The sequence below is a fragment of the Robertkochia flava genome (assembly GCF_020166515.1).
Taxonomy (GTDB): domain Bacteria; phylum Bacteroidota; class Bacteroidia; order Flavobacteriales; family Flavobacteriaceae; genus Robertkochia; species Robertkochia flava.
In genome coordinates this window covers 75,121-100,205 of the sequence record NZ_JAINZT010000004.1, presented here as the reverse complement: position 1 = coordinate 100,205, position 25,085 = coordinate 75,121, and the positions used below count along the sequence as shown (strand labels likewise).

The 25,085-nt window shown below is 47.4% G+C and carries 23 protein-coding genes; 8 read left to right on the top strand and 15 right to left on the bottom strand.

Annotation, left to right across the window (positions count from 1 at the left end; all coding sequences use genetic code 11):
- A complete protein-coding gene (guaA, locus tag K7R11_RS05445) occupies positions 1-1,530 on the bottom strand; it encodes a glutamine-hydrolyzing GMP synthase (RefSeq protein ID WP_224489290.1) in 1,530 nt (509 codons plus the stop codon).
- Positions 1,531-1,726: 196 nt separating this feature from the next.
- On the opposite strand from guaA, the gene K7R11_RS05440 reads away from it, so the two are divergent.
- Positions 1,727-2,068 carry a hypothetical protein gene (locus K7R11_RS05440; RefSeq protein ID WP_224489288.1) on the top strand — a complete coding sequence of 114 codons (342 nt, stop codon included), beginning with the start codon at positions 1,727-1,729 and terminating at the stop codon, positions 2,066-2,068.
- Positions 2,069-2,253: 185 nt separating this feature from the next.
- A complete protein-coding gene (locus tag K7R11_RS05435; protein ID WP_224489286.1) occupies positions 2,254-3,672 on the top strand; it encodes a hypothetical protein in 1,419 nt (472 codons plus the stop codon).
- Between the two features lie 56 nt (positions 3,673-3,728).
- Here the strand turns inward: K7R11_RS05435 and K7R11_RS05430 are convergent, their stop codons facing one another.
- Positions 3,729-5,099: a pyridoxal phosphate-dependent decarboxylase family protein gene (locus K7R11_RS05430; RefSeq protein ID WP_224489284.1), complete on the bottom strand. Its 1,371-nt coding sequence runs from the start codon at positions 5,097-5,099 to the stop codon at positions 3,729-3,731.
- A gap of 76 nt (positions 5,100-5,175) precedes the next feature.
- On the opposite strand from K7R11_RS05430, the gene K7R11_RS05425 reads away from it, so the two are divergent.
- On the top strand, positions 5,176-5,724 hold the full coding sequence (locus tag K7R11_RS05425) for a pyridoxamine 5'-phosphate oxidase family protein (RefSeq protein ID WP_224489282.1): 549 nt from the start codon (positions 5,176-5,178) through the stop codon (positions 5,722-5,724).
- Positions 5,725-5,746: 22 nt separating this feature from the next.
- Here the strand turns inward: K7R11_RS05425 and bshC are convergent, their stop codons facing one another.
- On the bottom strand, positions 5,747-7,357 hold the full coding sequence (gene bshC / locus K7R11_RS05420; protein ID WP_224489279.1) for a bacillithiol biosynthesis cysteine-adding enzyme BshC: 1,611 nt from the start codon (positions 7,355-7,357) through the stop codon (positions 5,747-5,749).
- A gap of 209 nt (positions 7,358-7,566) precedes the next feature.
- On the opposite strand from bshC, the gene K7R11_RS05415 reads away from it, so the two are divergent.
- Complete coding sequence (locus tag K7R11_RS05415; RefSeq protein WP_224489277.1) at positions 7,567-10,005, top strand: M14 family metallopeptidase; 2,439 nt, start codon at positions 7,567-7,569, stop codon at positions 10,003-10,005.
- 46 nt (positions 10,006-10,051) lie between these two features.
- Here the strand turns inward: K7R11_RS05415 and K7R11_RS05410 are convergent, their stop codons facing one another.
- The 6 genes from K7R11_RS05410 to K7R11_RS05385 all read right to left on the bottom strand — a co-directional run bounded on the left by K7R11_RS05410 (position 10,052) and on the right by K7R11_RS05385 (position 14,167).
- Positions 10,052-10,375, bottom strand: coding sequence for a hypothetical protein (locus K7R11_RS05410; RefSeq protein WP_224489276.1), 324 nt, complete (start codon positions 10,373-10,375; stop codon positions 10,052-10,054).
- A gap of 57 nt (positions 10,376-10,432) precedes the next feature.
- Positions 10,433-10,705, bottom strand: coding sequence for a hypothetical protein (locus tag K7R11_RS05405; RefSeq protein ID WP_224489275.1), 273 nt, complete (start codon positions 10,703-10,705; stop codon positions 10,433-10,435).
- Positions 10,702-11,544 (bottom strand): ABC transporter permease, encoded by an 843-nt coding sequence (locus K7R11_RS05400; protein ID WP_224489274.1) that lies wholly within the window; start codon positions 11,542-11,544, stop codon positions 10,702-10,704. Before K7R11_RS05400 ends, K7R11_RS05405 begins: the two co-directional genes overlap by 4 nt.
- A complete protein-coding gene (locus K7R11_RS05395; protein ID WP_224489273.1) occupies positions 11,528-12,385 on the bottom strand; it encodes an ABC transporter ATP-binding protein in 858 nt (285 codons plus the stop codon). Before K7R11_RS05395 ends, K7R11_RS05400 begins: the two co-directional genes overlap by 17 nt.
- Positions 12,382-12,927 (bottom strand): hypothetical protein, encoded by a 546-nt coding sequence (locus K7R11_RS05390; protein WP_224489272.1) that lies wholly within the window; start codon positions 12,925-12,927, stop codon positions 12,382-12,384. Before K7R11_RS05390 ends, K7R11_RS05395 begins: the two co-directional genes overlap by 4 nt.
- Before the next feature lie 73 nt (positions 12,928-13,000).
- The gene (locus K7R11_RS05385; RefSeq protein WP_224489270.1) at positions 13,001-14,167 is read right to left on the bottom strand and encodes a hypothetical protein; all 1,167 of its coding nucleotides are present in this window, start codon (positions 14,165-14,167) and stop codon (positions 13,001-13,003) included.
- 172 nt (positions 14,168-14,339) lie between these two features.
- On the opposite strand from K7R11_RS05385, the gene K7R11_RS05380 reads away from it, so the two are divergent.
- Positions 14,340-15,362, top strand: coding sequence for a hypothetical protein (locus K7R11_RS05380; protein WP_224489268.1), 1,023 nt, complete (start codon positions 14,340-14,342; stop codon positions 15,360-15,362).
- Between the two features lie 11 nt (positions 15,363-15,373).
- Positions 15,374-15,916 (top strand): DUF4136 domain-containing protein, encoded by a 543-nt coding sequence (locus tag K7R11_RS05375; RefSeq protein WP_224489266.1) that lies wholly within the window; start codon positions 15,374-15,376, stop codon positions 15,914-15,916.
- A gap of 27 nt (positions 15,917-15,943) precedes the next feature.
- On the opposite strand, the gene K7R11_RS05370 is transcribed toward K7R11_RS05375, so the two are convergent.
- Positions 15,944-17,242 (bottom strand): DUF418 domain-containing protein, encoded by a 1,299-nt coding sequence (locus tag K7R11_RS05370; protein WP_224489264.1) that lies wholly within the window; start codon positions 17,240-17,242, stop codon positions 15,944-15,946.
- Positions 17,243-17,460: 218 nt separating this feature from the next.
- Between K7R11_RS05370 and K7R11_RS05365 the strand changes: the two genes are divergently transcribed.
- The gene (locus K7R11_RS05365) at positions 17,461-19,074 is read left to right on the top strand and encodes a tetratricopeptide repeat protein (RefSeq protein ID WP_224489262.1); all 1,614 of its coding nucleotides are present in this window, start codon (positions 17,461-17,463) and stop codon (positions 19,072-19,074) included.
- 34 nt (positions 19,075-19,108) lie between these two features.
- Here the strand turns inward: K7R11_RS05365 and rimO are convergent, their stop codons facing one another.
- The 3 genes from rimO to K7R11_RS05350 all read right to left on the bottom strand — a co-directional run bounded on the left by rimO (position 19,109) and on the right by K7R11_RS05350 (position 22,561).
- Complete coding sequence (rimO, locus tag K7R11_RS05360) at positions 19,109-20,431, bottom strand: 30S ribosomal protein S12 methylthiotransferase RimO (RefSeq protein WP_224489260.1); 1,323 nt, start codon at positions 20,429-20,431, stop codon at positions 19,109-19,111.
- A 177-nt stretch (positions 20,432-20,608) separates the two neighbouring features.
- Entirely contained in the window at positions 20,609-20,905 is a 297-nt protein-coding gene (locus K7R11_RS05355; protein WP_224489258.1) for a hypothetical protein, read from the bottom strand.
- A 6-nt stretch (positions 20,906-20,911) separates the two neighbouring features.
- On the bottom strand, positions 20,912-22,561 hold the full coding sequence (locus tag K7R11_RS05350; protein ID WP_224489257.1) for an amidase family protein: 1,650 nt from the start codon (positions 22,559-22,561) through the stop codon (positions 20,912-20,914).
- 324 nt (positions 22,562-22,885) lie between these two features.
- Here K7R11_RS05350 and K7R11_RS05345 point away from each other — a divergent pair, with 324 nt between their 5' ends.
- Positions 22,886-23,029 (top strand): hypothetical protein, encoded by a 144-nt coding sequence (locus tag K7R11_RS05345; protein ID WP_224489256.1) that lies wholly within the window; start codon positions 22,886-22,888, stop codon positions 23,027-23,029.
- Between the two features lie 270 nt (positions 23,030-23,299).
- Here the strand turns inward: K7R11_RS05345 and murQ are convergent, their stop codons facing one another.
- Both murQ and K7R11_RS05335 read right to left on the bottom strand, forming a co-directional pair.
- Complete coding sequence (murQ, locus tag K7R11_RS05340; protein WP_224489255.1) at positions 23,300-24,118, bottom strand: N-acetylmuramic acid 6-phosphate etherase; 819 nt, start codon at positions 24,116-24,118, stop codon at positions 23,300-23,302.
- Between the two features lie 13 nt (positions 24,119-24,131).
- Entirely contained in the window at positions 24,132-24,881 is a 750-nt protein-coding gene (locus tag K7R11_RS05335; RefSeq protein ID WP_224489254.1) for a DeoR/GlpR family DNA-binding transcription regulator, read from the bottom strand.
- Between the last annotated feature and the right edge of the window lie 204 nt (positions 24,882-25,085).

Here is a 25,085-nt window from a genome sequence, read left to right as displayed (position 1 = left end):
TTATTCCCATTCTATGGTCGCCGGGGGTTTCGAACTGATATCGTATACTACTCTATTAACGCCTTTGACCTTATTTATTATATCATTGGATATTTTTTGCAGAAAATCATAGGGAAGGTGCACCCAGTCTGCCGTCATTCCATCAGTACTTTCCACTGCACGAAGGGCAACGCATTTCTCATAGGTACGCTCATCTCCCATAACCCCTACCGAATTTACCGGAAGCAATATGGCTCCGGCCTGCCATACCTTATCGTAAAGCCCCCAGTTCTTGAGACCTTCAATAAAGATATGATCCACTTCCTGCAAAATACGAACTTTTTCGGCAGTGATATCACCCAGGATCCTAATGGCCAGTCCGGGCCCCGGAAACGGATGTCTTCCAAGAAGTTCCGCATCAATGCCCATACTTGCACCTACGCGTCTTACCTCATCCTTAAACAACATATTCAGGGGTTCCACAACCTTCAGTTTCATGAAATCAGGAAGTCCACCTACATTGTGGTGACTTTTAATGGTAGCCGAAGGGCCTTTAACCGAGATGGATTCGATCACATCCGGGTAAATAGTTCCCTGCCCCAGCCATTCCACATCTTCCAGGAGATGCGCCTCATCATCAAACACCTCAATGAACACACGTCCGATTGCCTTACGCTTTAACTCAGGATCTTCCACGTCTTTTAAGGCGTCCAAAAAGCGTGCCGAAGCATCGACACCCTTCACATTAAGCCCCATCCCCTCGTATTGCTTGAGCACACTCTCAAACTCATTCTTACGAAGGAGGCCGTTATTTACAAAAATACAATAGAGATTATCACCAATGGCCTTATTCAGCAACACTGCAGCTACGGTAGAGTCTACCCCTCCCGAAAGTCCGAGTACCACCTTACCATTACCGACCTTCGCTTTCAGATCGGCTACGGTCATTTCCACAAAATTATCGGGAGTCCAGGTTTGCTGAACCCCAGCGATCTTTACCAGGAAATTCTCCAGCAACTGACGTCCGTCGGTGGTGTGGTATACCTCGGGATGAAATTGGATAGCATAAGTCTCTTCTCCGTCAATTCTGTACGCTGCATTGGCCACATCTGAAGTACTTGCGAGACAAACACCTCCTTGTGGGAGCTCCTTGATCGTATCACTGTGACTCATCCAAACCTGGCTTCCCTCATCGATCCCTTTAAAAAAGGGCTCCTCCTGCTTGATAAAGGACAGGTTGGCCCTTCCGTATTCCCTGATATTCGAAGGCGCTACATTCCCCCCGTTAAAGTGCGCGAGATACTGGGCTCCGTAGCAAACAGCCAGCAGCGGAAGTTTCCCTTTAATCGCCGAAAGGTCCGGGTGAGGCGCATCTTCTGCGCGTACCGAAAAAGGACTTCCGGAAAGGATCACGGCCTTGAATTGGGTCAGGTCCTCAGGTGCGTTATTGTATGGATGAATCTCGCAGTAAATATTAAGCTCTCTCACCCTTCTTGCAATAAGCTGGGTGTACTGCGAACCGAAATCTAGAATGAGTACATTGTTTTGCATGCGCAAAAATAACAAATTGTGCTGTTCTGAAAAGGGTCTTTTAAAGTATATTTAGAATTCGATTTTTGCTGCCCCCTAAACTCCACTCCTTCCCCAACTCCCCTGGACATGCCCCAACCCTTCCCGACAGAATCGGGAGAGGAATGCATAAAAAACAAAATGTAATGATCCTTCCTGTTGCTAAAGAGTCATTCCTATGCACCATCTGCCCCCTTTTTTTATCGCATCTCTACCTGTAAAAGCCCAGCGAAGCTACCGGTATGAAAACTTTGGAAACCACTCGGTACTCCTCAACGGAAAAGTGACCGGGGGTGTAACCGATCTTGGAGGCGTATTTTACAATCCGGCAAGGCTTGCCATGGTCAGGAACCCTCAATTTTCTGTGGAAGGCCGGTTCTATGAAAGCACCCAGGTATATGTTGATGACTTTTTGGGCGCAGGCGTCAACATTGAAAACAAACAAATTAACGGCCTGCCAGGACTGCTGGTCCTTGCCAATCGGGGTCGACAACCCGGAAGACCAGTACCTGAATATTAAAGTGGGTCGATCGAGGCTTCTCACTGGCTTTAACATACCGGGAACAGGGAATTAAACGACAAAGCAAACCCTTACAGGCCATTTGTGATTGAAAATGAATTAATTAAAGAAAAAAGATTGTAATTTTAAGTAAATAACAAACTTATACCGCTCCCAAAAGAAACCATGAGTATTTATCGCAACTCATGATCTCAAACAACCAACCATTACACACAAAGGGCATCTGGACCCTGCTCCTGTTTTCCATCTGCTTCACAGGGTGGACGCAACGGGGGTATGAATATGAAAACTTCGGAAACCGATCTGTATTACTTAACGGTAATGTCACCGGAAGTGTGGACGACCTGGGGGCAGTTTACTACAACCCGGCTCGCCTGGCACTAATTGATAACCCCGGCTTTCTGATTCAGGGAAAGGCTTACGAATGGAACCGAATCACCATAGACGATGTAGTTCCGGGCGAACGCTTTCGATCCTCGAACTTTGCAGGAATTCCCGGCATGCTCGCCGGTAGTTTTGATCTTTTTGGCACACGATTCTTTTATTCTTCCATATCCCGAAACCGACTCAACATTTCTCTGGGATACAACACCGGAGTGCTGGGAAACGAAGACTACGAAGGAATCTCCCCGGGAAACCAGGCAAACTTAAAACTAAGCCTTAACAACAAATTACGGGAAGACTGGTTCGGGCTTACCTGGGCCTATAAAATTCACGAGGGCTTTGCCCTGGGCGTATCCATGTTTGGCTCTTATTTAAGCTACAGTGGGGGCGATACATCCAGGCTCACCCTGGAGGAGAGCAATAACCAGGTTAGCATCTACGAATCGAACCTTAACTTCTCACAAACATCTTACGGCTTGTATTTCAAGATCGCTGCTGCATGGATCTTCCCAAAATGGGAACTGGGGGTCAATATTGACATACCTTACATAGAGATCCTGAATGATAGCGATTTCAATTTCGATGAGATCCTGGCCACCGGGGATACCTCCCAGGACTTTTTCATTCTCGAGAAGCTTAACGGACTGGATAGTAAACATAAAACGCCGATGGGGGTCAACGTAGGGGCCGGAATCCCTATCAATGGGCACAAGATCCATCTGAATGTCAGCTGGTATGGCCCAACCGGGGTGTACGACAGGATCTCCATTCCGGAATTGGGCGGTTCAACCGGGGAGGAGGCCGTACTGCTTTTCCAGGAGAAAAGGCGCACAATCTTTAATTTCGGAGGAGGTGGAGAATTTCAGATATCCCCTAAATTTATCTCCTATTTAAGCTTCACCACAGATTTCTCTCCCTTAAAGGAAGCCGATGAAGTTCTTGGGACTTCGAACGGGATCGGAACCTCCAATCTTCTGGCGTTCGACAATTACCATTTCGGGGGCGGATTTAACTGGAAGTTCAGAAAGGCCGACCTGGTATTTGGCGCCATTTACACGACGGGGGTACAAGAATTTGGATTTGTGAGAGACCGCCCAATAAACGAATTTATCCCCACCAAGGACAACTTCAAGATCGGTATTTCAAGGTGGCGATTTCTATTGGGGCTCAACCTAAGTCTCCGGCAACTCTTCGGAGCCGAAGATGATGATGACTCCTGATTAAAGAAAGAACAGCAGTAAGAAACCTGGAAACAGGCATCTTACTGCTGCAGGTTTTATTTCATAGTATCCAGGACGATCTGAATATCGTTTTTCGTGGTATGCGGATTGATAAAACAAAACCTCGCCACGGTCTCAAAAGTATCTCCGGCCTTCCATTTGGTCGGCGTAACCAGGGCAATACCTTCCCGGTGATTCTTATAGGTCCACTCCCGGTAATCCTCCGGACTCCAGCCCTTTCTACGGAAAAGCACACAGGACAGGCTGGGTGTTCTTACCAGTTCCACATGGTCCTCCCTTTCGATCATCTCTCCGGCCTTATTTGCCAGGGAGATTCCTTCTTCCACTGCCCACTTATATTTATCTGTACCGTGCATGGCAAGAGAGAACCACAACGGTAAACCTCTTACCCTCCGGGTGAGCTGTATCTGGTAATCGGCGGGATTAAATCCGTGTGCACCTTCGTCTTTAAAAATATCGAGATAAGAACCTTCCTGGCTGTGGGCATTCCTGGCAAGTTCCGGCTGTTTGTAAATCACCGCCCCGCAATCGTAGGGAGAGAATAACCATTTATGCGGATCGATGGTGATGCTGTCTGCACGTTCTATTCCCTGAAATAGATGTCTTACGGAATCGGCCACCAGGGCACCTCCACCATAGGCTGCGTCTACATGAAACCAGAGGGATTCCTTTTCACAAATACCGGCAATTGCCTCCAGGTCGTCAATGATCCCTGCATTAGTGGTACCCCCGGTAGCCACTACAGCAAATAGCCGGGACCGGTCTTCAGGATCCAGCGCTGCGATAGACTGCTCCAACTGAGCGCCACTCAGACGGTCTTCGGTATCTACCAGGTGAACATCGACGTCAGCCACCTTGGCCATAGCCTTGATCGAAGAATGCGCCCCTACCGAGGTGATCACCATGCCCCGTTTTCGTCGGTTAGCTTCCTGCAAACGCCAGTTTTCCCGTGCGGTTACGATAGCCGACAAGTTAGCCGCTGTACCTCCACTGGTAAATACCCCAAAGGCACCTTCGGGCAGTCCGGTAAGCGACACCAACCATTGCATGGCCTCATTTTCGCAAAAGATCCCTCCTGCACCCTCCATCCAGTAAGCGCCATGGATACTGGAAGCCGATGTTACCAGGTCAAACATCACCGCTGCCCGGGTAGGAGCCGCAGGAACAAAGGCCAGGTGTCTCGGATGATCGATAGGCACTGTGGCCTTCACCAATACATCGCGAAACAATTCAAAAGCCTTCTCTCCTCCTATTCCCTTACTGGTAACGGTTTCCCCTACCTGCGCCTTTAATTCTTCTGCTTTTTTGGGTACCCCGAGATCAGGATTGGTTTTGGTGATCCTGTTGATGGCATACTTCATCACATCCAGGGTCATCTCCACCAGATCAATATCTATATTATGCATGAAATACGTTTTTGACAAAGGTATAACTTTGTTAAAGTTATAGGGTATTCGTAACTTTATAAAAAACCCGGAAAAGGTGAATGAGCAATATTTCGACATAGCCAGAACCGAGCTGCAGGAAGGGGCGAAAGATGCGGGACATCCCTTTCATTTTTTCACCCTCGCCACAACGGGAATCAATCAGGTTCCCAGGTTGCGAACCGTGGTTTTGCGCAAAGTAAGCAAGGACCTTACCCTTACCATTTTTACCGATAAAAGATCCAGAAAGGTTACCCATATCAAAGAGCACAATAAAGTATGTGTGCTGTTCTACCATCCTGAAAAACTTTTACAGCTAAAGATAGACGGGGTGGCTTATATGGAATCGGACCAAAAGAAGCTTCAGAAGATCTGGGACTCCATGGACGCCCCAAAAAAGAAGGATTACCTCACGGCCAAGGAACCGGGAACAAAGATCAGTCACCTGGAACAGATCGAATACCTGGACACCTCTCAGCATTTTTCAGTTATGCATATCGAACCTTATAAAATAGAATACCTCAAACTCAAAAGGCCCAATCATATCCGGGTACAATACAGTCTGACGGATGGCAACAAATGGGAAAGCAGCTTTTTGGTTCCCTGAGGATGGTCTGCTTGTATAAAAACTACACCGTAATCACCTTGAATCTGGCATCAAGAGGGTCGAGATTCTGCAACAGCAATTCAATAAAACCTGAGCCGTATTGATGATACCACTGTGAGAAGTTTGAAGAACGTTCCTGCAGACTGCCATTCGGAAAGAGTTCGTTATGCAGTGCTGTTAAACGCTCTACATGATCTTCCAGTTTTCGCTTTTGCGCTTTCAGCAATCGTTTCTCAAGCTTGTTCAATCCCTTTATCTGTTTTACCTCCTGCGCCTTCACGGCATTGAGAAAAGACTTATCCGTTTTCTCTGCCAGTTCGTATAGTCTTTTAAACTGTTCTATGAGGTGCTCCCTTTCCGGACTGAAGTCGATGGGGATGTCACTGATCTCTCTGACCTTACGGTTGATGAGCGCATGCCTGTCTGTAAACAACTGATTCACGGAAACATGCAGCCGATCAAGCTTCCCTTTCTGTTTAGAGGTGATCATTAATACAGAATCCCTCAACAGCAACATGGGCATGGGTACTTCTGAGGCCTCAAAGAAATCGCGCAGCTCCAGCCAATAGGCCAACTCTCCACCTCCTCCAATATAACAGAGGTTCGGAAGAATCACCTCCTGGTAAAGGGGGCGCAGCAGTACATTGGGAGAAAACCGCTCAGGATGACTTTCCACTTCTTCCATAAGCGAAGATTCCGACCATTTTCTCGTTCCTTCGGCCAGGCCAAAATAATCTCCGTCAAAGATGATCCGATCCCTGCTGCCTTTTTCCAGATAAAAGAGGTTAATCTCTCTCGGGTTTACCTGTACATTATAATTTGCAGGAAGCGCCTGTAATTTCTCAATGGCACCCTGCACCTGGTGATAAGCCGTATTCTTGAGAAGATCCTCCTTTATGTAGGGGATAAATTCCCTTTTCAGGCCGGGGTCATCTCCGTCAACGATCACCAGACCCTGACCGGCGAACAAGGCATTTGCAAGAAACCTGGTTGCACTGGTAAGATCAGGATGCTTCAGGTAGGCCTCCTTAAAAAGATCTCTGAGCTCTTCGGCGAATTTACCCGGCCCCAGTTCTGCAGTAAAAAGAGCGGCAACCTCTTCCAGGTGGTGGGTTGACATCCTTCCTACAGCCCCTCCCTGGGTTTCATCCTCCGGACCCTGCCACTGAAATTTTTTTCCATTGAAATTAAAGAAATTGATCTCCTCAAAGTCATGATCTTCCGTGGCCATCCAGTATACCGGCACAAAATGATGCTGAGGATAAGCCTCTTTTAAAGTCTTACACAGGTTGATCACCGAAACAATCTTGTAGAGAAAATACAAAGGGCCGGTAAACAGGTTGAGCTGGTGCCCGGTAGTAATGGTATAGGTATTCGGCTTTGCAAGGGCCGCAATATTCGACAGGGTTGCACCGGAAGTCTCCAAATGCGTATACTGGTCGCTTAACTGCTCGCTGAGGACCTTTCTGTGCGAATCCGTGAACCCTTCCTTTTCTTCGATCTGGGCTTTAAAGGCATTTACATCAGGATACCGGTTATAAAAAGAAGACAATGCTTCCTTCTTGGAAAGGTAGTCACAAATGAGATCGGAAAAATAGCCGGTGCTTTTAAAATCTACGGTCTCCAGGGTCATATGCGGTTTAAAGGTTTCTGCACGTTATTCAACACATGCGGATGCATCTTCGTCCCTTACGCTCCCTATCATCATTCATCGGACCGAAGTTTACACAGTAACATGTTTACAAAACGTAAAAATAACATTCTTTACCCGATGAGATACTAAAAAAGAGTTAATAAAAAAGGGGAGAATATCGTAGTTTTGAGCCAAAACCAAATTACTCTATGAAGATCAACCAGATTATTATTTTCTTTCTTTTCCTGCACCTTGCAGGAGCACAGGATGTGCAATCTCCTTCAGAATTCCTCGGGTATGAGCTGGGCAGCAGGTTTTCCAGACACCACCAGGTCATTTCGTATTACGAACACCTGGAAGCGGCTGCCCCCGATCGTGTCAAACTCTACCGATACGGGGAAACCTATGAAGGGAGGCCCCTTATGATAGCCTATATTTCCAGCCCGGAAAACCTGTCCAACCTGGACAACATCAGGCAGGATCACCTGAACAATGCCAAAGGCGAAGGGTCTCCGGAGAAAGCCATTGTATGGATGAGTTATAACGTACACGGAAATGAAAGCGTGAGTACGGAGGCATCCATGCAAACCATTTATGAATTATTGACCTCCAGATCTGCATTGCTGGAGAATACCGTGGTTATTATTGACCCCTGCATCAATCCCGACGGAAGGGACCGGTATGTAAATTGGTACAATCAATTTAAAAATACGCCTTATCAGACCGATCCGAATTCTAAGGAGCATCATGAGCCCTGGGTCTCGGGACGTCCCAACCATTATATGTTTGACCTCAACAGGGACTGGGCCTGGTTAACACAAAAGGAAAGTCAGCAACGCATTAAATTGTTCACACAATGGCTTCCGCATATCCACGTGGATTTTCACGAACAAAGTGTAAACAGCCCTTATTATTTTGCACCTGCGGCCGAGCCTCTGCATGAGGTGATCACCGATTGGCAAAAAGAATTTCAGCATACCATAGGAAAGAACCACGCAAAATATTTCGATAAGGAAGGATGGTTCTATTTCACTAAAGAGCGATTTGACCTGCTCTACCCCAGTTATGGAGACACCTACCCTACCTACAACGGCGCGGTAGGAATGACCTATGAGCAGGGCGGTAGCGGAAGAGCGGGATTAGGCATCATCACTGCCGTTGGAGACACGCTAACCCTGAAGGACAGAATCGCCCATCACCATACCACCGGATTATCTACCGTGGAGATCTCCGCTGCCAATGCTGACCGACTCAACAAGGAATTCCGTGAATTTTACCGGGCCGATAATTTCCAATACAAAAGCTACGTACTCCAGGGAGATCCTGATAAGATCGAAGCCCTGACCGGGTTGCTCGATGCCCATGAGATCCGGTATGGTTTTACAGATAAGACGGTTAAGGGGTATACATATGAAGAAGGAAAATCCATGGATAACTCCACCTCAAAACTGGTGGTAAGCACCGACCAACTCAAAGGTAAAATGGTCAAGGTCCTGTTTGAGCCGAAAACCAGGTTAAACGATTCCCTTACCTATGACATTACAGCATGGTCGCTGCCGTATGCCTACGGATTGAAGGCGGTAGCTGCAAAAAACATTATTTCTGCCGATGCTTCTGCTCCTCAACAGCAATTTAGTTTGGAGGATGCCGAAAATGCTTACGCCTGGATCACCGACTGGAATAGCATGAAAGATGCGCGATTCCTGGCGCATCTGCTCAAAAACAATATTAAGGTTCGGTTCAATGACGAGCCTTTCACATTAAACAACCGCTCCTTCGACCGTGGAAGCCTGATCATTACCCGCGGAGATAATCCGGGTATCGACATCCAAAATATGATCGTGAGTGCCGGAGAAACGTACAATAAGAGTATCTATGCTACCTCCACCGGAATGGTAGACAAAGGGTACGATTTCGGATCGTCACACGTGAAAATGATCGAGAAACCCAAGGTGGCTGTATATTCAGGAGGCAGTACATCGACCCTGAATTTCGGGGAAATATGGCACTTCTTTGAACAGCAGCTGAATTATCCGGTGAGCGTTCTGGACGACTCCTATTTTAACCGGGTAGATCTGGGAGCCTATGATATTCTGGTACTTCCGGAACTCAGGAGCCTGGAAACCAATACTCTTGAAAAGATCAAAAAGTGGGTTCGTGATGGCGGAAAGCTCATTGCCATCGGAAACACCCTGAATACCCTGGACGGAGATGATGATTTTTCCCTGGAGGCCATCGAGATCGCTGACGAAACTAAGGAGAAGACCTCAAATACTCCGGCACCTTTTAACAACAGGGAACGGGAAGAAATCAAACAACTTATCACGGGAGCTGTGTTTAAAGCCACAGTAGACAACACCCATCCGCTGGGTTATGGTTACGGCCCCACCTATCACACCCTTAAGCTAAGTGACATGGCTTTTAAATGGCTTCATGAAGGCACTGCAGCCTACCTTCCGGAAACCACGCGTCCGGTAGCGGGATTCGCAGGTAGTGAAGCCCTTAAGAAACAAGGCGAAAGCCTCATCTTTGGTTCAGAAAATATGGGAAGGGGAACCGTGATCTATATGGTCGACAACCCCTTGTTCAGAGGATTTTGGGAAAATGGAAAACTTTTCTTTGTCAACGCCCTATTTATGGCAGACTAAATAGCATCCATTCCAAGGAAAGAATCCCGGTACTCCCGGGATTTTTTTATTCTCTCATCGCAATTTCATAATCCGTTAGATAAAGGATCACCTTCCCGGTTTTCACCCCGTCTGCCTTGTATGCTTCGCGGTCTACCTCGCCTTCCCTGGCCAGGTAGCGCACCGGTATCTTCACCTTTTCCACTTCAAAGGAAACCACCACCTGGTCAGGCAATATATCCCCTTCACTTTCATAAAACATATCCAAGGTATATGCCCCTTCTTTCCTGGTCTGGATCTGGGCCTCCACAAGACGGTTATTGGCCTTATCCAGATACAGGGTTGCAATGGCATAATTGGCGCGTTGGTCCTCAGGTATAATATTGAGCATGGTGCAAACCACCCCGTTCTTATTTTCCTCCCCCCTGGGTACGGCCAGGAAATCGTATTAAAAGATCTCCGAAAGGAGCAGGTCTACCCCCCTTTTTGGTACAAGAACAAAATCTTCCGATTCCACCTTCACAGGCTGATTCCGCTCGTAATACATGACGGCTGTCTTAACAGGCATCTGAATAAAATCAATGTCGGTCTCGAGTTTTACATTGGCTTTGAAAGCTTCTATACCATCCAGCCTGGAACGAAATTTATCCAGGGAGAGTTCTGCCTGTGCATGAACATTCATACTCAGCAACAAGCCTAAACACATTAAAAATATTCTCATGCTATATCTTTTTTATCAAACCACCAGATTCCCGCAACCACTATGGCTGCAATATAGATCGTTAAGATCAAAAGGCTGACACCTATCTCTGCCCAGTTGATATGGTATTCGAAAAACAACTGCCAGGTATCGTTCAGGTTGGCAAAAAACAATTTCCTGGTCCATCCCTGTCCGATCTGCATCTGTAAAAGCAAATTAGAAACGATCAGGAAGAACGCTGCCACGATCCAGGTTTTTACCGTTTCCCGGAAGATCACGGCAAGCAGCAGGCTGGATACCGAGAAAAAAACCATGGAAAAGATCCCGGCTATAAATGCCATACCCAATCGAAAGAAGGCATCGGGAGACTCAAAAAAGTTTAATGCCCCGTGAAACACAAAGAGATCTCCGGTCCCGAAAAACAGATATGATAAGGATCCTGAGGTCAGGGCCACAAGTACAACGGTAAGAGCGGTAAAACTAATGGCCACCCGAAATTTGGAAGCAATATACCTCCGCTTTGATATCCCGGTCATCATCACGGTGCGCAAGGTACCTGTCTCCGCCTCTGTGGTAAGCATCCCGGATACCACAATCATCAGGATCAAAGGCAGGTGAAACCACATGGTGTTCAATACGATATAAACCAGAAGATGCCCATTGAGCAGTTCTCCCTGGAAATGAAAACTTTGCTTGAGGTTGTCCAGCAACATATCGAGAATGGAACCGCCCTGATACCAGGCATTGAGGAGCAGTACTACCTGCAGCAGCAACAAGGCCCCCAGGGCATACCAGGTTCTGCTTTGCCGGAAGAGTTTAAACCATTCGGCCCGGATGATAGCGTTAGTCATTCCCTGCATGCAATAACATTTTAATATCGGTTTCCGGAACACAGGAATACAATGTGGTTCCTTCTGCTCCCAATTCTTTTAAAAGGGCACCAATATTTGGATGAGGATCGGTTATCCGGGCACTGTTTCCCTGAAAATGAGCCCCAGAACCCTTTAAAACTTCAGATTGATCAAGAGATTCCCCTGTAAGCACATAGGACCGGGTAGCCTGGTCCACCAGTACACGGGGACTGTCTTCCCGGATGATCTCTCCCCGGTTGATCACATAAATGCGGTCGCAGGTTCTGATCATTTCATCGACCAAATGAGAGGAGACCAACACCCCGATTCCTTTTTCCTTGGCCAGTTCCAGGATCAGGTTCCTTAGCCGGATCACCCCCATGGGGTCGAGCCCTGAAAAAGGTTCATCCAGCACCAGAAAAGGAGGGTCGTTGAGCAGGGCGATAGCAATAGCCAGTCGTTGTTTCATTCCCATGGAATAATTCCCTACCTTATCTTCCCGGTGTACATCGAGACCCACCCTTCTTAAACCGGCGTTTAAGGCCTCCGAATCCGAAGCTGCCCCCTGGATCTCTGCAAAGATCCTTAGATTATCCCGTGCGTTGAGATACTCATAAAGCGCAGGCTTTTCGATAATTCCTCCCAACTGTTTTTTATGGGGATTGGAGGTGACCACTTCCCCATGGTCGGGGCTTACCAAGCCCATCAGGATCTTAAACAGGGTGGATTTCCCTGCTCCATTTAGTCCTAGTAAACCCACCACTTCCCCCGCCTGACAGGTAATGCTGACCTGGTTGAGGACAGTGGTTTTCCCGTATGTTTTTTGAATTTCTCTGGCAGATATATTCATGCAACAGGCTGCAGTTCAAGTTGTTTGTAGTCGTATTTGGGGGTGTAACTCTTTTCCAGGAAGGTCCGGTTCCAGAATTGTTTTCTAAAGAAGAATAGAGGGTCTCTCACCATAAAATAAGGGATAAAGTGGTGCCATTTAACCCCTCTTTTCCTGTAATATTCTTCCACTTCCATACGAACCCCTAATTCTTCGGCTGCAACCAGGGCCGCGTTGCGCTGGCATTTCGATTCTATATACAATCGTGCGATCCGGTCTCTGTAGCCGTGCTCATAGAACAGGTCTTTGGCGCGTTTATAATTCTGATACCTTGACCAGCCGTCGGCCATGACCAGGAAAATATGTATGAAAGCAAAAATAAAACAGACCAGCCAGATGGCAGAAACCCACCAAGCCGCTTCTCTTTCTAAAGACCTGGTTAATAAAACGAAAAAGAACAAAGATTCCAGGATGAATAAAAACAGGGAATAATATAATAGTTTCCCTACCCGGAAATAGGAAATAACGGGATGCGGCTGTTTTGGGATGGGATGATTTATCATAGTTATAAAATCTTACATAATGATCCCAATAGGATCTACTGTCTCATAAATTTAGTAATTAATTAACTTATTCTCAGGTACTATTACGTTCTTCTAGTGCTTTTTTACGTTTATATACCTTTCCCAAATAAAAACCTGCAGCAAAAGGGAATACGAGAATAATGACCACCAGAATAATAGCATAGATCAGGATATTTTTTACAATATCCCCGACTTCCTCCATAAAGGTATCGGTGAGTTCGATCAGTTCATCTGCGATGGCAGCCCGCTCCCTGGCCACTATGGTGTCCAGGGCCATCCGTTCCCTCATGATCATACTGTCTACAGCCTCCCGCTGCCTGTCCATGTATACCATGGACTCGCTCAGGGTGGTATCCAGCCCGGTAAAGAGCACCCTCAGGTTTCCCTGTAATTCGCGGAGGGAGACCTGAAATTTATCCGGCGCCACCTCTACGGTGGCAATAAGGCGGTCCAGCTGGGAATCGATAACCTGCATGCGCTGCTGAAGGTTCATGGAATCCCAGCCACGCTCTGCAAGAAATAACTGAGTACCCCACCTGAGATTCTTGCTGGCGGCACTGGTGCCATAAGAGAACCGGTTAGACAAATCGGCCACTACCTCACTTAAGGTTCCGACAGTCTGAATGGCTAAAGAGTCCGGAATGCCCTTATACTGGTAATACACATCTCTGAGCGATTGTTCGGCAAAGTCGAGATCGGTCAGCGGATGTGCCTGGGCATAGGTATCCACAAGGTTCCGGTACTCCGAAAAGGTCGCTGCAGGCAGTACCTGGCTGGCCCGTTGTGAAATATCCCCGAGATTCAAGCTGGTAGTTTCCCTGACCAGGGGGGTATGCTCCATAAAAATGGTCCGGGCCTGCTCCGAATGCATGAAATCGTCCAGCTGCCGGGTAATTACCCAGGTATCGAGCAGACCTACCTCAGGGGAGGTCTGAAATGCACTGCTGGCATAGGTCTTTAAGGTTTTGATCTTCCAGAGATAGGCGGCCTTCTCCGTTTCGAAAGTATGGGGAAGCTCCAGAATACTATCCGCCATTTTCTCGACCCTGGAGGATGCCGTTTGGGCAAAGCTTTGGGTGACGATCCGAGTGTTCAGAGCTGTCCGGCTTAAGGGTTCCTGGGCACTCTCAATCCTGAGCAGAGAACAGGAATTCAGACTAATTACAAGGAACAACAAGAACGAGGCTCGCAGCAGATATTTAGAATACAAACAACTCAAGGTCAGCTTTTTACGTCTTATAAATTTAACACAATATTTATATTTAGGGTCATCCTGTTTCGATTAACTATCCAAAATAATTGGGGAACGTTCGAATTACAGCACCGGGACAACATTGCTGAATTTCAAGAGATTACCTAACTTTAAGAGGTCGAAATAAATTTTACCGTAAATGACGTATTCCACCCGTATGGTACTGTTCCTGTTTTTGCTTTTCCAGGCCGGATTCAGCCAGGAAAAGAACCGGGTTAGTGCCAGTAGTAGCGACATAAGCGACAATCTTGACCTGGAGGCTGTTGCCTCGGTATTTGGAGAATGCAAGGACCTGGAAGAATTTGAAAGGAAATTGAATGACCCGGACCTGAAGTTATCCAACCTGGACCTGAATGAAGACGGAAATGTGGACTACCTAAGGGTGGTAAGCAGCACAAAGGGCAACACTCATGTGGTTACCATACAGTCGGTGCTCGGGGAAGATCGGTATCAGGATGTGGCCACCATTGATGTGGAAAGAAAAGACGGAAAGGACACTTCTGTTCAGGTGATTGGCAACACCTATATCTATGGACCGCAGTATATTATTGAACCCGTATATGTCAGACCGCCAGTTATCTTTACCTGGTTTTGGGGGCCATTGTACCGGCCATGGGTCTCCCCCTGGTACTGGGGGTATTACCCTCCCTACTTCAGGCCATGGCGTCCGTACCCTCCATATACATACAGGAGCAATGTTCATCTCCATATTAACATCAGCAACACCTACCGGTATACCAATGTTCGCCGGAGTAATACCGCGGTAAATATTCAGAATAATATCAGCCGGCGGGACCTAGCCACCCGGTATCCTGACCGGTCTTTCCAGGGGCGTAATGAGGGGGTTCGGAACAGGCAGGAGTTAAACCGTTCCAGGCCGGCCAATGCAACGCCGGCTACCCGCGACCTGAACAGAAATGTGTCGCCCGCCGTTCCTCGGAACAATCCCAGAAAAGTTGATCCCGATTGGAAAAAGACATCCAACAGGTCCGGAATTCCATCCGGAGCCTGGACCGGGAACCGTCCTTCCAACCTGGGAAATTCTCCCCGTGGAAATACAAGAAATTACTCCCGACAACCGGCAACCCGCCCCCCCGGTGCCACCCGCCCCACATCCATTCCGGGAAGAACCATGATGCGCCGGGGCCGCGGAGGACATTAATTTTAAATACTATGATACCTAAAAAATACACGCTCATCGCCACGCTTGCAGCCATATGTTTGCTGGGGTGTGCTGCTCCTGAGGTGATCACCAGGGTAAAAGATGATTCCTTTCAGCCCTCGGAATACCGGAGTTTTGGATTTTATGAAGTCACCTCCAAAGGCGATACCATTCCGGAGCAATATGATGACAACCTCGAAAACCTCAAAGAAGCCATTTCCTTGCAGTTAAGAACTAAAGGATTGATTCCTGATGAGCGAACTCCCGATATTCTGATCAACCTGGGGATTGTTGTCGAGAAAAAAGTACAAACCAGGGAGACCGATTTCCGAACTGACGCCCCAAGATATATCGGGCAGCGCAATTACAGCTGGAAGAGCGAGGAGGTGGTGGTGAGAACCTATAGGGAAGGTACCCTGGACATTCACCTGGTAGATGCCAAAAATCAAAATCTGTTGTGGCAATGCGCCATCTCAGGTGTTATTCCGGAATCGGAGAAGAGCAAATCCAAAAAACTGGATGAAGCCCTAAGGCAGGCATTTTCTGAATGGTAAGCGGGTATTACCATACCCACCGGAGAATTACCTCCTGAAATCCTGAACTTTTTTATAAGTGAGACTCCTCCAAAGCCACTCTATGGGTCCGTATTTAAAATACTTCAACCACACCGGACTCAGGATCAACTGAAATGCCCACACAGCGAACACCACATAGTACAGCTCATAACGCTGCAGTTTTCCAAAAAATCCGAATCCGAATCCGTAAAAGAAAAAAATGCAGACAACCGTATGCATCAGGTAATTGGTAAGCGCCATTCTGCCTACCGCTGCCAGTCCCTTTTTCAGTAAAACAAAGAATTCACTCTTCACAAAAAGCATCACCGCACCAATATGTCCAAGGGTCATAAAAAGACGCCCGGGTTCATAGGTAAGTCCTGCCTTTACCATGTCTATCACGAAAAAATCACGGGATTGTATCAATTGCAGCTCGTAATAATTAATGGCCAGGCCAACCCCATACCCGATGAGGAGCAGGGCTGCATAAAATTTCAGAGACCGCTCTCCGGTGAGAACCCTCCATTTAAAAAGCGCCATTCCCAACAATAAGAAACTCAGAATATCCCAGATAATAAATTTATAAGTGGCCTTAGACTCCCAAAACCTGGAGTAAGGAGCCAGGTGTTTAAAAATATCGACATAGCCCTGACGCATCACCTCAGTTTCTTCAGCAACCCGTTCAGGCGACTGTTTTTCAGCCATCATTCCCCAGGCTTCCACAGCCTCCTCCTGCTCTGCATTGAGTATGACGCCCTGATCCCTCAGGGCCATATATTCAGAGGCCGTCACCTCCTCTTCTTTCGTATCCTTATACGAACCCCAGGCTTCCCAAACGGCTATTCCCATGATCAGGAGTCCTGCCATGCACAAATACCGTGCTTTGGTGTTTCTCAGCGGAAACAAAAAAAGCCCGAACAATCCGTAATGATACAGGATATCTCCCGGCCATAACAGCACATAAGAATGAATCACTCCAAACAGCAAAAGCCACAAAACCCTCCGGTAATACACATCTGCCGTGGTTATTCCCAGTCCCTTGTTTTCCAGCCTGGCGGTTAGCAGGATAAATCCCGCTCCGAAGAGCATGGTAAACAATCCGCGCATAGTACCTTCAAAAAACAAGGATGTGATTTGAAAAACCAAAAGGTTCAGTCCTTCATCCCCACCTGCCAAGGATGGGTCTTCATAGGCAAAAGGAAGGCCGAAACCGGTGATGTTCATTAACAGAATTCCCAGCAAGGCCACTCCCCTGATCACATCGAGGGCCTGGATGCGCTGAATCCCGGTAACAGGGGCAGCTAATGGTTTGGATGTTGTATACAATGAAATAAGTTATTGGTTGGTAGTGTAAAGGTAATTTATTTACCTGCCTTTTTGGCAAGAAAATGTAATTCCGTCCGCTTGCCAGGTTTTTACTCTATCAGGTTTGAGGCACTCAACACGCTTCATTTTCAAAACGATACATAAATATGCGTAACTTTAACAGACCATCTTGCAGGTTTACAGCTGCAACCATGGATCTAACTGATAAAACGTAGACGATGAAATATTTTTTAACCTTCCTTTGCCTGGGCCTGATGTTGTCCTGCAATCAAAAAAATGAAAACCGTGCACATCAATTAGGGGTGGTCAACCTGGAGGTGAGTGGGAATGAAGCGGCAAAAGCCCATTTTAAAAAAGGCTTATTGCTTCTACACAGTTTTGAGTATACGGATGCCCGGGAAGCGTTTGAAGCTGCTGAAACTGCAGATCCCGATATGGCCATGGCTTACTGGGGGCAGGCCATGACCTTTAATCACAGCATCTGGTTTGAACAGGATTTTGAGCAGGCAACGGCCTGTCTTGATCGTATGCATAACAGAGCCGGGTTAAAAGCGGATTCTGACCTGGAAAAAAGCCTGATCAATGCTGTAGAGCTGCTCTACCAAAAAGAAAAGCCCAAACCGCAGAGAGACCTGGAATATTCAGCATATCTAGGAGATCTTCACGAGCAATTCCCGGAAAATCAGGAAATAACCGCATTTTACGCCCTGTCCCTCTTAGGTACTGTTTCTGAAGGACGGGATTATGAGATCTATGGGAAAGCCGCTGAAATGGCGAAAAAAGTACTGAAATCCAATCCGGAACATCCGGGCGCCCTTCATTACCTGATCCATTCTTATGATGACCCTGACCATGCCCGCCTGGCACTTGAGGCTGCCGATGCCTATGCCATAGTAGCTCCCGATGCTGCGCACGCCCTTCATATGCCATCGCATATTTATGTGGCCATGGGTATGTGGGATAAGGTGGTTGCCTCCAATGAAGACTCCTATGGCGCCAGCCTGAACAGAATGGAACGCAAAAAACTATCTAACGATGCCAGAGGGTACCACTCCTTCCACTGGCTTCAATACGGTTACCTGCAGCAGGGCCGGGCAGCGGAGGCTGCAACCATGGCATTAAACCTGAATGACTATATAAAGGAAACACCGTCTAAACGCGGGCGCAGCCATTTGGTTTTTCTCAAAGGCACTTACCTGGTGGAATCCGGTGACTGGCAACATCCTGTAGCTGAGATCCCGGTTGAAGTTGAAGACCTGAACATTGTCGTTCGCGGACAATATGCCTTTACAGAGGGAATGCAGGCCTTTTCAGAAAAAAACAAGGAAAAGCTTGCATCCACGATAGCAGACCTGGAAAAATCCTTAAACCGGGAAGCTGTTTTAGTAGACAACCTGGCTAAAGGTTATTCGGGGTGCACCAATTTAGACAGGGAAACTGCCAATAAGACCGACCTCCAATTAACACAGGTCATGATATGGCAACTAAAAGCCCTGCAGGCATGGCTTAGCGAGGACACCCCAAAAACTGAATCTTTCTTAAGACAGGCTGTTACCCTGGAAGACCAGATAAGCTACAGTTATGGCCCTCCGGTTATCCAAAAGCCGGCTCATGAACTCTACGCCGACTGGCTTCTGGCACAAAACCGAAATGGAGAAGCACTTCAGGAATATAAACACACCCTGAAGAAAGCACCAAAACGATCCCGGTCGCTAAAGGGTGCCATGGAAGCTGCTATCAGCCTTGAAAATGATGAACTGGCATTAAAATTCAACAGCGATCTGCAAGACAACCTGGTAAGCTCCCCAGGACCGAATGATCAGCGATCCTGATGCAGGAACAAGAGGTGTTAAAAAAGTTTTTAACCTATTTCCCGGAATCTTCTGCATTGACAGGCACTCCGTAAAGGTCAAAGTCGCCCGCATCGGTGATCTCCACCTCGACGAACTCCCCTATCCTCACATAGTGCTCGGCGGCATCGATAAGCACTTCGTTATCCACATCCGGAGAATCGAACTCGGTTCTTCCCACGAAGTAATTTCCTTCCTTGCGGTCTATGATACACCTGTAGGTGTGACCCACTTTCTCCTGGTTGAGTTCCCAGGAGATCTGCGACTGGATATCCATGATCTCCGATGCCCTCTGCTCTTTCACTTCCTCCGGTACATCATCCTCGAGGTTATAGGCATGGGTATTCTCTTCATGGCTGTAAGTAAAGCATCCCAGACGTTCGAATCGCATCTCCTTAACCCAGTCTTTCAGGATCTGGAAATCTTCTTCCGTCTCTCCGGGATACCCCACGATAAGCGTAGTTCGGATGGCCATATTCGGAACCGCTTTTCTGAAGTCCTTTAACAGCGAGGTCGTTTTCTCATAGGTAGTACCTCTTCGCATGGATTTCAGGATCTTGTCTGAAATATGCTGCAAAGGAATATCGATATAATTACACACCTTAGGTTCTTCCCGGATCACCTCGAGAACATCTACAGGGAACCCAGTCGGGAAAGCGTAGTGTAAACGGATCCATTCGATCCCATCGATCTTAACCAAAGCTTTTAAAAGCTCAGCAAGTGCACGTTTTTTATACAGGTCTAACCCGTAATAGGTGAGGTCCTGAGCGATCAAAATCAATTCCTTTACCCCATTTGCAGCCAGCTTTTCAGCCTCGGTAACGAGGTCTTCGATGGGGGTGGAACGGTGTTTCCCCCGCATGAGCGGGATAGCGCAGAAACTACAGGGACGATCGCATCCTTCGGCGATCTTCAGGTAGGCATAATTTTTCGGGGTGGTAGTTAGTCGTTCTCCTATCAGTTCATGCTTGTAGTCGGCCCCAAGTGCCTTAAGCAATATCGGAAGGTCTGAGGTACCAAAATACTGATCCACATCCGGAATCTCCTTTTCCAGGTCCGGTTTATAGCGCTCGCTAAGGCATCCGGTAACAAATACCTTATCCACTTCCCCCGCCTCTTTCTTCTGCAGGTATTCCAGGATGGTGTTCACACTCTCTTCCTTGGCATTGTTAATAAAGCCACAGGTATTGATGACCACGACATTGCCTTCTTCTTCATGTACAACTTCCTTACCACTGGCTTTTAACTGCCCCATCAACACTTCACTGTCGTAAACGTTCTTGGAACATCCCAGGGTAACTACATTGATCTTATTCTTCTTTAATGACCTCGTTCTCATGCCTCTGAATTTCTAAGTGGGCAAAATTACGATAAGATGCGGTATTTCGCGAAGTATTTAAAAGGTATTTTTCCGGAGTCGGCAAACGAAAATCGGGAGGCAGTGAAGATTGAGAAGAGGAAGGTGGCAAAAACAGCCGTTTTCGCCACCACCCCCTGATTTATCAGCGAATGGCCATCATTTCCCGGCCAAAAGGTTTGCCCAAAAATCCTGCAATATCACCACAAGGTCGGCCTCGAAATACCGGAGCAGGCTCACTGCAAGGATCCCGAAAATGGCATAAATCCAGTTTTGCCTCCCCTTGTGCAATAAATAAAATCCTGTAAAGGCTATTAGAAAAAGTATCATAGCCAGGGTAAGCTGTGCATTCCCATCCGGCACCCCACTAAGCACATAATACAGCTTAACCCCCATATAGAATGCAGAGTAATAGGCGATGATCTTGGTAATGATATCCAGGTTTTTCTCCGTCATGAGTTCTTAATTATATTTAGATGGACTCTTTCTCGCTTTAAGCACCTGTTCGATCGCATACCCCAGCTGCAGCAACTCCGGCTCCGAATACGGCAGTCCGATAAGGGTAATCCCGGCGGGCTCTCCATCATTGCGATAGCCCATGGGTAAACATAGAGCAGGATATTTCGCCACCGCCGCATGAGCCGCAGAATAATTATTGACCGACAGGAATGCATCTACATTTCCGGCCTTCAGCGCAGGATCGAATACCCGCTGCCCGGCAATCCTGAGACGCTCCTTAATAGCCTCCAGTTCGGTAGTGGTTGTACTGTCTTTCAGGATCCCCTCGAATAAGGCCTGCCCGTAAGGCATTCGCACCAGGGAATCCTGAAGGTTGAATTCGACCACATCGGCCACATCGTGAACCATAATATTTCTGGATGCCTGGGTATCGAGGTATTGGGGAAGGTCGTATTTCATGTCGATATTAAGCAGGGTAAGAAACCCCTGTAATTCCGTACCTTCCTGCTCTTCATAATACTGCAGTTGAGCTCCGGCTTCTTCCAGAGTCCTGACGGTTTGCGAATACAGGGTATCCCTTTCCATATACGGCTGATACACCCCAAAGGTCTTTCCCGCAAGAGTCAGGGTATCCAGGCCCTTTAGGTAATCAAAGGATTCCACCACCGAAGCCGCATCATCAGGATCTTCTCCCGACATGGCATCCATCATTATAGCATTATCTACCACGCTTCGGGTCATTGGCCCGGGAGTATCCAGGGTACTGGAGATCGGGACGATTCCCGTTCTACCGAGCACACCCACCGTAGGCTTTAACCCCACTACCGCATTCTGACCGGAAGGAGAAAGGATAGATCCCGCAGTTTCCGTACCTACGGCAGCTACCGCATAATTTGCAGCCACCGCTACTCCACTGCCGGAGCTCGATCCTCCGGTTTCAAATTTTCGGGGTCCGTAAGGATTGAGGGTTTGCCCGCCCACGGCCGAATACCCTACAGGGCACCCCTGGCAAAAATAATAAGCCCATTCACTAAGATTTACCTTTCCAAGGATCAAAGCCCCGTGCTTTTTAAGCTGCTTTGTAATAAAAGCATCTTCCGGATGGTTGTCTATCAAAGCTACTGCCCCGGCGGTTGTGGGCATTCCTGAAGCCCCGATATTATCCTTGAGAAGCACCGGCATCCCGTACAGCGGATGGCGGTCCGGGACCTCCGTTCGTTTGAGGTCGCGCTCTTCTGCCTTTTGCAGAATATCAGGATTCAGGCTGATAATGGTGTGCAGAGCGGTTTCCGGATCGCTTTCAAATTTTTGGATACGCCACAGATAGAACAGGCATAATTCGCGATAGGTAAACTCCCCTGCTGCCACAGATGACTGAAGTTCAGGTATGGTACGCTCCAGAACCAGAGGCTTCATATTTATATAGCGCGCTTCTCCAAAGGCATTGAGCTCCTTTTCGAAGGAAGCAAAAAGATCTTCACGGTCTACCCTGGAAGTGATGAGCTTGAAACGCATTCTCGGGTTTTCATGTTGCTGTTGTTCCTCGAGGAGATGCTCCTCGTTATAAACCAGAACATCGTCCTGCTGACGGGCTTCCTGTTTACATGCCCAGAACAGGGAACACATCAGACATAGCAGTAAAGTATTACGCATAGAGATATTTTTTCCTTAAAGATATAACAAAGTAGTGAGGTGATGAAGGGATGTGGGGAGTTAGGGAGGTGGGGATGTGGGGAGGTGGGGATGTAGGGATGGGAAAAAAATAAAGTATGAAGTTCGTTCGGGTTATTCCTATTCCATCTGAAATATATGTACGCAACCGATTTCCGGGCAAAGCCACCGTATGCTAACGACATCTTCAGTGAAATTAAGGATTAAGGATACAAGTATTCCTGAAAGAAGCCAATAACTTTATTACTTCACTACCTGCTGACGTACCTATATTAACGCCTTTTCAATACTTTAAGAAATAATGACATGTTAAAAAGGTTCCTGTATTTTGTATTGCCCGTCATGCTGATCGCTATGGGCTTTGCCATTAGGTATAGCGCCTGGTACAGAAGGGTAAGACTATCCGACACGATCCCTGAAGTGGACAGGACCCGGGAAGCCCGGGTCTAATCCGCCTTTTACGGATTAGAATCCACAGCGGACATACATCCGCGAACTAAAATCAGAGTAATAAGCAGGTGGTGTTTCGGGAGGCTAAAAAGGTGCTTTTTCAACTTCCTATGTCCGTCTGCATTCACAGATGCTTAGGAAGAACCTCCGGCAACACCAGGGCTGCAAACCTCAAAGTCCTGTGAATTTTCGCGTAAGCTGCAACGGCATGCGCAAACGTCATTTTTAGATTTTGGTGTAAACTGCTCGGCTCAAAATACTTGCCTGACGCTAATATCCGCGGTTTTCCCTAAGGGCAGAGATCGCTTTTTTAACCGAACCGAATCGTTCCAGGTAGGCTGCTGCAGTTTCCTTATCCACATCCTCTTCCTCCATCAGGAAGCGGATCCCCCGTTCCACGAGTTTTTTATTGGTAAGCTGCATGTTCACCATCTTGTTCCCTTCCACCCTTCCGATCCGGATCATAAGAGCAGTACTGATCATATTGAGGACCAGTTTCTGAGAGGTACCGCTTTTCATACGGGTACTTCCGGTTACAAATTCAGGGCCCACATTGATCTCAATCGGGATCTGCGCCTCTACGGCCAGGGGAGAGTCCGGGTTATTGGTAATGCCCGCAGTGAGAATTCCGTGTTCGCGGGCGGCTTTTATACCCCCGAGAACGTATGGTGTGGTTCCGGATGCTGCGATACCCACCACCACATCATTTTCATTAATATCGAATGCCTTCAGGTCTTTCCAGGCTTGTTCTGTATCGTCTTCCGCAAATTCGACCGCCTTTCGTATGGCTCCGTCTCCGCCGGCGATAATTCCAACCACGCGGTCAAAGGGCATTCCGAAAGTGGGGGGAATTTCCGAAGCGTCGAGTATCCCCAGGCGGCCACTGGTCCCGGCCCCGATATAAAACAGGCGTCCCCCGTCGAGGAAACGTCCGGTGAGTTCCTCCACCAGTTTCTTGATCTGTGGGATCACCTTTTCTACGGCAATTGCCACTTTTTTATCTTCCTCGTTAATATGGGTCAATATATCCCTTGTCGACATTTCTTCAAGGTGGTCATATAAGGAGGATTGTTCTGTGATCTTTGTCATTCTTTGTACCGGGTTAAATTAGATTAACGTTAAAAGACTTATACGGCATAAGCATGTCTGCTTCCGGGGGTAATTCTGTGATGAGCACGTCAATATCCTGGATATCACAGGTCTTAAAACGCTGTACGGAATTAAGCTTTTCCGAAATACAGAGTGACACCGTACGCCTGGCACTTTGTATCATGGCCTTTTTCACCTGCACCACCTCATAATCGAATTCCGTGAGCCCATGCTCCAGGTCGAGATACCCGGTTCCCAGGAAACACAGGTCGGCTTTTATATTCGACAGTTCCTGGACCACCTGGGCTCCGATGGCCAGCTGGGCATTCTTGGAGATCTTCCCCCCGATAAGAATGACATCCGCCTTGGGATGTGCCAGCAATTGCATGGCAATGGGTAAACTGGGGGTAAACACGGTGATATCGAGATTGGTCGGTAAAAGTCGCGCCAATTCCAGGTTGGTGGTTCCCCCACTCATCAGGATGACTGCATTTTCCTTGATAAGGCCAATGGCCTTCTGGGCAATATGCGCCTTCATTTCCTTGTTAAAAACCTCACTGTTACTAAAGGGAAATACATTATACCCCAGGGAAAGGGCCCCACCGTGCACTTTCTTGAGCTTGTTCTTATCATCGAGTTCCTTGACATCCCGGCGAATGGTATCTATGGATACTCCCAGGGATTCTGCAATATCCGAGAGCTGTATCCGGCTTCGAATACTCACCTCGTTCAGAATGTGCTGATGGCGTTCGGCTTTTAACATGCTTTTTTAATGAGATTTTAACAAATATAGCAAAATTTCTATTTCTGCAGCTTTTTGCAGTTTATTTTTCCTACACTGTCTGTTAAATGTTTATTTATCTTACAAAAAACTGCAATATCTTGCACAATATGTTTTTTTTTGCTTTATTTGAGAGGCTAATAGTACAAAAATGCTGCACATACACGAGACCTGAGTGGGATAAGC

Bases quoted from the DNA above. Each gene is read 5' to 3' on its own strand.
- K7R11_RS05350 (WP_224489257.1), bottom strand. From the start codon at position 22,561: ATGCGTAATACTTTACTGCTATGTCTGATGTGTTCCCTGTTCTGGGCA.
- K7R11_RS05400 (WP_224489274.1), bottom strand. From the start codon at position 11,544: ATGCAGGGAATGACTAACGCTATCATCCGGGCCGAATGGTTTAAACTC.
- K7R11_RS05435 (WP_224489286.1), top strand. From the start codon at position 2,254: ATGATCTCAAACAACCAACCATTACACACAAAGGGCATCTGGACCCTG.
- K7R11_RS05390 (WP_224489272.1), bottom strand. From the start codon at position 12,927: ATGATAAATCATCCCATCCCAAAACAGCCGCATCCCGTTATTTCCTAT.
- K7R11_RS05440 (WP_224489288.1), top strand. From the start codon at position 1,727: ATGCACCATCTGCCCCCTTTTTTTATCGCATCTCTACCTGTAAAAGCC.
- K7R11_RS05405 (WP_224489275.1), bottom strand. From the start codon at position 10,705: ATGAGAATATTTTTAATGTGTTTAGGCTTGTTGCTGAGTATGAATGTT.
- K7R11_RS05395 (WP_224489273.1), bottom strand. From the start codon at position 12,385: ATGAATATATCTGCCAGAGAAATTCAAAAAACATACGGGAAAACCACT.
- K7R11_RS05345 (WP_224489256.1), top strand. From the start codon at position 22,886: ATGTTAAAAAGGTTCCTGTATTTTGTATTGCCCGTCATGCTGATCGCT.
- K7R11_RS05355 (WP_224489258.1), bottom strand. From the start codon at position 20,905: ATGACGGAGAAAAACCTGGATATCATTACCAAGATCATCGCCTATTAC.
- guaA (WP_224489290.1), bottom strand. From the start codon at position 1,530: ATGCAAAACAATGTACTCATTCTAGATTTCGGTTCGCAGTACACCCAG.
- K7R11_RS05375 (WP_224489266.1), top strand. From the start codon at position 15,374: ATGATACCTAAAAAATACACGCTCATCGCCACGCTTGCAGCCATATGT.
- K7R11_RS05415 (WP_224489277.1), top strand. From the start codon at position 7,567: ATGAAGATCAACCAGATTATTATTTTCTTTCTTTTCCTGCACCTTGCA.
- murQ (WP_224489255.1), bottom strand. From the start codon at position 24,118: ATGACAAAGATCACAGAACAATCCTCCTTATATGACCACCTTGAAGAA.
- K7R11_RS05365 (WP_224489262.1), top strand. From the start codon at position 17,461: ATGAAATATTTTTTAACCTTCCTTTGCCTGGGCCTGATGTTGTCCTGC.
- K7R11_RS05335 (WP_224489254.1), bottom strand. From the start codon at position 24,881: ATGTTAAAAGCCGAACGCCATCAGCACATTCTGAACGAGGTGAGTATT.
- rimO (WP_224489260.1), bottom strand. From the start codon at position 20,431: ATGAGAACGAGGTCATTAAAGAAGAATAAGATCAATGTAGTTACCCTG.
- K7R11_RS05380 (WP_224489268.1), top strand. From the start codon at position 14,340: ATGACGTATTCCACCCGTATGGTACTGTTCCTGTTTTTGCTTTTCCAG.
- bshC (WP_224489279.1), bottom strand. From the start codon at position 7,357: ATGACCCTGGAGACCGTAGATTTTAAAAGCACCGGCTATTTTTCCGAT.
- K7R11_RS05410 (WP_224489276.1), bottom strand. From the start codon at position 10,375: ATGCTCAATATTATACCTGAGGACCAACGCGCCAATTATGCCATTGCA.
- K7R11_RS05430 (WP_224489284.1), bottom strand. From the start codon at position 5,099: ATGCATAATATAGATATTGATCTGGTGGAGATGACCCTGGATGTGATG.